Annotated in this window: 5 protein-coding genes, 1 tRNA gene and 1 rRNA gene; all 7 read right to left on the bottom strand. The window is 39.7% G+C overall.

All coding sequences use genetic code 11. From position 1 onward, the window contains the following. Nucleotides 1–110: 110 nt before the first annotated feature. Nucleotides 111–186, bottom strand: a tRNA-Thr gene (locus tag F9B85_RS13880). A gap of 374 nt (nucleotides 187–560) precedes the next feature. After that, the gene (locus F9B85_RS13875) at nucleotides 561–3,143 is read right to left on the bottom strand and encodes an ankyrin repeat domain-containing protein (protein WP_151621812.1); all 2,583 of its coding nucleotides are present in this window, start codon (nucleotides 3,141–3,143) and stop codon (nucleotides 561–563) included. Between the two features lie 118 nt (nucleotides 3,144–3,261). Then, nucleotides 3,262–4,215: a lectin-like protein gene (locus F9B85_RS13870; protein WP_243138245.1), complete on the bottom strand. Its 954-nt coding sequence runs from the start codon at nucleotides 4,213–4,215 to the stop codon at nucleotides 3,262–3,264. 435 nt (nucleotides 4,216–4,650) lie between these two features. Beyond that, nucleotides 4,651–5,502: a hypothetical protein gene (locus F9B85_RS13865; protein ID WP_151621810.1), complete on the bottom strand. Its 852-nt coding sequence runs from the start codon at nucleotides 5,500–5,502 to the stop codon at nucleotides 4,651–4,653. 404 nt (nucleotides 5,503–5,906) lie between these two features. Further along, entirely contained in the window at nucleotides 5,907–7,436 is a 1,530-nt protein-coding gene (gene ahpF, locus F9B85_RS13860) for an alkyl hydroperoxide reductase subunit F (RefSeq protein WP_151621809.1), read from the bottom strand. Between the two features lie 11 nt (nucleotides 7,437–7,447). Next, nucleotides 7,448–8,011: an alkyl hydroperoxide reductase subunit C gene (gene ahpC / locus F9B85_RS13855; RefSeq protein WP_151621808.1), complete on the bottom strand. Its 564-nt coding sequence runs from the start codon at nucleotides 8,009–8,011 to the stop codon at nucleotides 7,448–7,450. 197 nt (nucleotides 8,012–8,208) lie between these two features. Next, nucleotides 8,209–8,334: ribosomal RNA gene (locus F9B85_RS13850) — 23S ribosomal RNA — on the bottom strand; the annotation flags it as partial.

Below are 8,334 nucleotides of genomic sequence, written 5' to 3'. Positions count from 1 at the left end.
GAGAGGACTTGAACCTCCACGGTTGCCCGCTGGAACCTAAATCCAGTGCGTCTGCCAATTCCGCCACGACCGCATATTCATTTATACAATATACAAAAGATTGTATAAAGTGGAGCCAGCGACAGGACTTGAACCCGCAACCTACTGATTACAAGTCAGTTGCTCTACCAGTTGAGCTACGCTGGCTTATTGACGCTCCCTTTGATTAACTCCCTTTCTATACTTTAAGGGGCTAATGGGCTAAGTTTCTTGCGTTACTATTACCCGGGACGTGAGATATAGCTTATCAAGTTAAGAGCTGATTGTCAAATGAAATTTCTTCCATTGAATAAGGTTTTTAATTATTTTTTTTATTCTTGCTAGACTGAAGATAAGACTAAGCATCTTGGAGGAATAGAAGAAAAGTTCATTGTTTTAGTAAAGTTTTAAGAAAGTAGCCATCAATAAAAAATTGTAACTCATTTTCCTTACAATGCTTCTCTGATTTCTACAAAAAAAGAAAGCTCCTAAAGATCATTCTCTTTAGGAGCTTATAACTCGCGATGCCGCTCTCTTTTTTCTTACTCTTTGGCCCCTGCTTGTAACAGCAATGTAGCAAGTTCCATTCGACCATACCAGCTTGCATTCATTAAAGGTGTCCAACCATCAGTTCGTAAGGAAGTATCAGCACCATGAGCAAGCAGAGCTTGGGTCAGCTCTACATCGTTTCGACTTACAGCCCAGTTAAGAGGAGTCCATCCGTCTTGTTTTCTCTTCCCTGCCTCATAGTAACGAATGTTAGGATCTGCTCCTGCCTCTAAGAGTAGATAGGCGATTTCATGATGACCTGCCCAAACGGCAGAGAAAAGAGCTGTCCATTCACCCATTTTTTCATTTTTAATATTCAGATCAGCCTGGGACGCTAACAGTTCTCTAACCATATCTTTTTGATTCATCTGCGCTGCCATCATTAATGGTGTCATTGATTCGCTATTCTTCTCGTTTGGATAAGCTCCATAAGCTAGGAGAACTTTTACCTTGCGCAGATCTTTTTGCATGAGAGATTTGAATAAAGCACTATTACCTTGGCTGTCTTTAGCATTAACGTTTGCTCCTCTTTCAACCATCGACAGGAATTCATCGTAAGAGCCTGTTTCTAAAACCTTTAAGAAATCAATATCTCGTACAGGACTGTTGACAAACACAAGCGCTGAAGCTTGTAGAGCTCTGTCAGCAGTGGCCGCTGTAATCGTTGCTTGCCCAATAGCGTGACCTCTGACATAGCCATTTTGATCAACAGTAGCAATTTTTTCATCACTAGAGGACCAGTAGACTTTTTCTTGAGCCTCTTCAGGTAAAATGGACGCTATCAATTGCTGAGTCTCATCATCTACTGTAAGTTGTAATCTCTCGCGATTTAAATAAATTGATTCCGCTGGTACTACTCGACTATGCACTGATACTTGCGCTGTACTCTTATGCTTACCATCTTCTGATGTAACAGTAATGATAGCTTCGCCAACAGCATGAGCCTGCAATTGCCCGTCCGAAGAAACTGTAACAATATCAGGACGATTAGAAGACCAGATCACTTTTGCTGGTGCTTCTTTGGGCATAATCTCTACAGACAACTTGGTGGAAGTCTGCTGTCCTCGACCAACTCCATCAAGCAACAAAGATACTTGATCTGGTACAACGTTGAAAGAGCTTATCGAGACAGGTCGTTGTTGATTTTCTGATAAAGGTAGTAAAAGTACATTAAAAGGACCATAGCTATTAGGAGGTAACATGACTGTTAAAGTATGAGAGCGTGTACTTACATCATCTAGTACATAAGCAACTTTTGCTTTACCTAAGGGTTCAAGTCGATCAAAGTTGCTGTAATAAAGATGATAATTAGGATCTTTAAAACGTAACGTGCGAATTTTACTTGTTTCTTTATCAAGCATAACCGTTAAGAATTGATTATACATATCGACAAAAGGCTTATTGTCATCAGGATGAAGGGGCTCTGCTTCTTGTAAAGCGATAACGGTTGGTCCCGTTAGTTCAAGAGTAAATTCATAATCTGTGCCATAAGAACCATTGTTAATAGCTTTGGTAGCTACCTGTTGACCTTCTTTGATGTAGCCAAATTCATCGATACCATTTCTCAATAATTCATTTTTGAAAACCTTGGGATCGTGAACATCTCTATGCTCTTCAAAGCGTTGGGCACGATAATGAGCACCAATGGTGATACTTTGTGGCCCATCTTCATAACTGTCGTAGGCAAAAGTTTTCCTACGACTAACGCCTTCTTCCAACCCTAGATCAACACTTTTACCACCGACGAATAGACCACGCATATGTAGATGTTCTCCAGCACCTAAAGCTAGCACCGCTTCAGCATGATTTTTTTCTTGGAAAAACTTTTTCAGATCGTAGGAATTATGGGCAATAAAAGAACGTAAGCCAATTGCTTCTCCAGGTGCTAAACTATCTCGTCGAATAATTTCTTTCGTATGGCTATCTCGAAAAACAAAATCTCCCATAGCAATTACCCAACCATGAGGACCTACATTATCTGAAATCCAGCCAATCTCTCCCGCTGCAACGGACGTTACTAAGGACTCTTGTCCTCTTGTCGAAGAGGCAAAGAAATCAGAGACAACCTTGTTCCCTAATTCCGTACCATAATACAAATTCAGCTCAAGACCTGGCCTAGGTGGTGCTAAGTCTTCTTTATACAACATTTGACCATCGACCGTTTTGTTAATACCTTTGGCTAAACCTTTATGATAGATGTCGACAGATCGAGATGTATTATTAAGAAAAAATAAACCAATTTGCGCAGGCACATTGACGGGCTTATTAGAAGAATAATCAATGAGCATGTTAAAGTGCGAGTAAAGTATACGAACCTCACCACTAATAGAAAGAACGTTATCAGCTCTTGCCAATATGCCCGGTGTAGTCGGCATCTCGGGAGCATTACTGAAAAAAAGGTTTTTATCACCTTCGATGCTCAGCACTTGACCACCACTTAAAGATTGAGCACTGGAATAAGTATCTCTAGGTAGAATATCTCCTTCTTTCCACCTCGCTTCAGCAAAAGGTAAAAAAGAAAATAAAAAAAGAGAAAATGATGTTATCAAGGCAACTACAGTTCTTAAGCTTTTCATGCTTCACCTCTGTTGGCATAGGGCTCAATAGATAGATATGCAAAAAACATTAGATAGAAAAAACAAGAGATAGGTAAGAAAGCCTAACACATAAGAAACTGTGTTAGGCTTTCAATGGTTATTTCCATTCAACAATCAAACCGTGACTCTCAGGATTTCCGATCCATGCTCCATAGCTATCAACCCACTTACCTATTTCATCACCAAAGTTGATAACTTTCAAGTAGTCTTCTCCACCCCAGTTGTTGGGGAAGTTGCGACCCCAGTTGGAGTAAGTCCATGGTTCACCAGTAATCCACTGCCACTGACCTTCTACTACTTCATCTGTGCCACCAAGCCAGTAAAAGCTTCTCTTTCCTGTTGCTAAGAGAAATTTTAAAATATTTTGTTCACGGTGACTTGTAATAGTTGCTAAATGACCGCCATGATTTTCAGCAAAGCGCTTCGCGTCACTCCAGACCATGCCTTGGTCATAGAGGGCATAGTAGTTACCTGTCGAGCTGTCATAGATAGTTGGTGTGTTCAAGCAAGGATTGTAAGAGAAATCCCACTCTACAAGAAGTCCAAAAGTTACGGGGCTGATCTGTAACTCATTTCTTCTGCCAAATAGATCGTTCCACAAGCCGTTCGTTCTAAGTAGGGCCATGTAGTTTTCGCCACCATAGTTGTTAGGTTCACCAGGCGCCCAGTTAGTATAACGGAAAGGCTCACCTGTAACCCATCCCCACTGGCCTTCTACTTCTTCATCAGATGCACCCATCCAGTAGTACTGCCGCTTCCCATAGGTAAGCAAATGGTTGATCAGATCTTGCTCTTGCTTCGATGTAATGGTTACCAATTGACCACCTAGTGACTGAGCAAAAGCATTAGCTTCATACCAGTTCTTGTTCACATCAAAGAGACCATATGTTTTTCCTCTATGGGGATCGACAACTACTTTGCCTGTAGCCCAGCCAAAAAAGTTCATGTCCATAACGCTACACTGCCTAGCTAAAGCCGCCGAAGGCAAGATTAAGGAAAAGGTAAAGAGTAGCGTCAACAGAAAAGCCAGCATTTTTTTACTTTTTCTCATCTTTTTCAACCTCTAACACCACCTTTGTCCACTATATAGGTAGAGTCAACACAGTGAGATTCTCTCGACAAGTACTCTCACCCCCCTTATGTTATATTCTGGCAGGGCAGGATGTATTGTTCCTTGTAAACCAAAAATGTACTTTTATTGGTATCATATAGTAATTCTTAATAATAATACTACCACTTGTTGCAAGTAAGAACAATATGTATTCTATTTTTTTTATGGACAGATGCTTAACAGTATTAGCGATTTGGTTTTATTGAGCGTACATAGGCATAATCATCTTCGTGGTTACATATTGCGACCATTGTACAGCCCCTTTTGGTCCTTTGTTCTGAATTGTTGTTATTTGTTTTTCTTGAGTACTCAGTAATTTAAAAGACCAGCCTTTCTCTTAAAGAAAAACTGGTCTTTTTTGCATTTACTACAACCCTACTGTTCCTTTACATAAATCTCATAAGCATTATCCCAATCATAACCATTCGGTATAATCGTAATCATACTCAGACTTGGATCCCAATCTGGTGGACCCATATAAAGTATTCTTTCCGTAGCTCCATAGTTTTCTCGAACAAAATGCACTTCCTGCCCCTTGCGAAGGCTTAGAATGGTGCCATGAGGATAATTAGCTACTACTTTGTCATTAATTATAGAATAGTGAACTACAAAATCATCTAATTTTGCATGAGACAAATCTGGTTGTTGGATATAAGGTGACTCTGTAAATTTAGTGCCATCCCACTGAAAAATCGTCCCCTGTGATGCAGCATGCACATAAAGATCTCCCTCTTTTATCTTTAAGCCACCTTGAAAAAATGGTTCTTCCATATGATCTAATACAGTTCCTATTTTTCTACTGTCACCACCAAGTATGAAGAAAGACAAAAAACTACCACTGCCTTCATGAGAGCCAATAGCTATTTGCTCTCTTTGATCTCCTAGCAACTTCCCAACATCAAGAATTTTAAGTCTATAGCCTTCATATAGCTCTCGAAAAACTACACCCCATCCTTGGCATTCTGTGGTGTGCTTAAGAACTATTACGCCTCCATTAGGTATAAGATCCTCTGTATGATAGACAATTACATATTCAGGCATTTCTTGACCTGAAAGCGCCACTGGCATGATTTCAATGTTTTTAGTTTGCGGTATGATTCCATCTATGTTACAGGCACTATTCCTTTCATTAGCTCCTGCTAAAAAAGGAAAAAAGATAAACAAAGCCATAGTCAAAGATAGGGTTATGGCTTTTCTTCGAAGTAATTGCTGCATGATACTTATCATTTTTTCACCTCTTCTTTTTTTCTTAAATATACTGAAATTAAGTTATTTATTCTTGTCAATATTAACCTATCCAATCATATGGAAGATCCAATATTTATCCCCTCTAACTCTAGTAAGCGTCTTTTCAATTCTATACTGTGGACCAACAGCAGGCACAAACACCCCTAATCTTTTATAAAGTGCACCAAGTTATACTTATCCTCCTTTCTTACACAGTAGATGCAATTAATTATACCATTGGTTTGATTATTGAAGATGCTTTTGACTTTAATGATCGAGCAATTCTAGAAATGTTAACTACATAGGAAAATGGATTACCGTGATATCCTTTCCATAAGAAAAGCCACCTTTTCCCATCTTAGCCGATAGGATCGGTGGCTTTTTTTGCGATGATTTTTTCAAAATCAATTTCTTATTAGATAATCGAATGCACTTAAGGACGCAACTGCGCCTGCTCCTAATGAAATAATAATTTGCTTATAAGGGCTATTGGTACAATCTCCTGCAGCAAATAGACCGGGAAGATTTGTAGCACCATGGCTATCAACGATGATTTCACCTATCGGGTTCCGCTCCACTATATCGCCTAGCCAATCAGTATTTGGCAACAACCCTATCTGGATGAACAGTCCCTGCAAGTCAATATGCTTAACCGTTTCTGTATCACGTTCCATATAGGTAATGCCATTTACTTTATCGGTACCAGTGATTTCTTTTGTTTGTACGTTTTTTAGGATAGTGACATTCGACAAACTGGATAGACGTTCTAGAAGCACAGCATCGGCTTTCAACTCCGGCATGAACTCAAGCACAGTTACATGGTTGGCAATGCCTGCAAGATCAATCGCCGCTTCAACGCCAGAGTTACCACCACCAATTACTGCTACGTCTTTTCCTTTAAAAATAGGACCGTCACAGTGATGGCAATAGGCTACACCTTTATTCTTAAATTCAGCTTCTCCAGGTACACCTAAATCTCTCCAACGAGCGCCCGTAGCTATGATGACAGTCTTACTCTTTAAAACAGCGCCACTTTCAAGCGTAACCTCGATGAGTTCTTTTTTCTCTAAACGCTGAACGCGCTGTAAATTCATCATATCAATATTATAATTTTCAAGGTGTTCCTTAAAACTGGCTACTAACTTAGGACCTTCTGTAAATTTCACACTGATAAAATTCTCAATACTCATGGTGTCCATTAACTGACCACCGAAGCGTTCTGCCACAATGCCTGTACGAATGCCTTTACGTGCCGCGTAAATCGCCGCGCTTACTCCAGCTGGCCCGCCCCCAACAACAAGCACATCATAGGGCTCTTTATTATCGAGTTCTGCGGTATTAACATTATTGCCCATCTTGGCAAGTATTTCTTCCAATGTTATACGGCCAGTGCTGAAATATTCACCATTTAGATAAACAGTAGGTACTGCCATGATGTTTTTGCTTTCTACTTCATCTCTAAAGGAAGCACCGTCTATCATGGTATGGCTAATACTCGGGTTGAGAACACTCATTAAATTTAGGGCCTGTACTACATCTGGGCAGTTGTGACAGCTTAAGCTGATGTAGGATTCAAAATGGTATTTACCTTTTATATTTTTAATGTGATCAACTAATTTCTGTTCAGCTCTTGTAGGCCTTCCACTAACATGAAGGAGAGCTAATACCAGAGAAGTAAATTCATGACCTAAAGGGATTCCTGCAAAAGCTACACCAGTGTCTTCACCTATACGGTTTATACTAAAGCTTGGAGTTCTTGTTAACTCTCTTTTCTCTATTGTAATTTTCGAAGACATGTTAGTTATTTCATCAAGTAGATCAACCATGTCCTTCGACAGGTTATCAGAGCCAGCACTCACTTTGATGAGTACGTTGCCCTCCATCAACTTTAGGTAATGAGCTAATTGTTCCTTAATTTCTGCGTCTAGTTGCATTATATCTTTCCTTAAATCTTGCCTACGAGGTCAAGACTTGGCTTAAGTGTAGCAGCTCCTTCTTTCCATTTAGCTGGGCAAACTTCACCAGGATTACTTCGAACATACTGTGCAGCTTTGATTTTGGTTACTAGTGTACTTGCGTCTCGGCCAATTCCGCCGGCATTTATTTCAACGCCTTGTATGATACCATCGGGATCGATAATGAATGTGCCACGGTCAGCAAGGCCGGAAGATTCGATTAATACATCAAAGTTTCTAGATAGTGTATGTGACGGATCGCCAATCATCACATAAGTAATTTTTCCTATAGTTTCTGAACTGTCGTGCCATGCTTTGTGTGTAAAATGAGTATCTGTTGAAACAGAATAAACTTCCACTCCAAGTTTCTTTAAGTCCTCATAATGATTTTGTAAATCTTCTAATTCTGTTGGGCATACAAAAGTAAAGTCTGCAGGATAAAAGCAAACTACACTCCACTTACCTTTAAAATCTTCTTCTGTAACTTCTATGAAATTTCCGTTGTGATAAGCTTGCGTTTTAAAAGGTAGTACCTCAGTATCGATTAAAGACATTTCAGATTTCCTCCTAAATTTTACTTAATGGAGTTTTCCATGTTTCAGATTTTATCTCCTTAATATTTTTATAATTGTCCTTTGGAGACAAAATAATTCTGTTACACACAAAAAAGACCCTGCTGTTAACGAGAACAACAAGGTCTTCACTTATTCCTTGAAAGCTACACAGAGAATTTATATGCGATGTAATAGAGTAGGTTAAGTCCTCGACCGATTCGTACTCGTCAACTACACGCCTCACAGCGCTTCCATCTCGAGCCGATCAACCAGGTCATCTTCCTGGGGTCTTACCTACTTACGTAGTGGGAAGTCTCATCTTT

This window comes from Heliorestis acidaminivorans (assembly GCF_008933955.1).
Classification (GTDB): Bacteria; Bacillota; Desulfitobacteriia; order Heliobacteriales; family Heliobacteriaceae; genus Heliorestis; species Heliorestis acidaminivorans.
The sequence above is the reverse complement of the archived record's forward strand: the minus strand, read 5'-3'. Positions and strand labels throughout refer to the sequence as shown.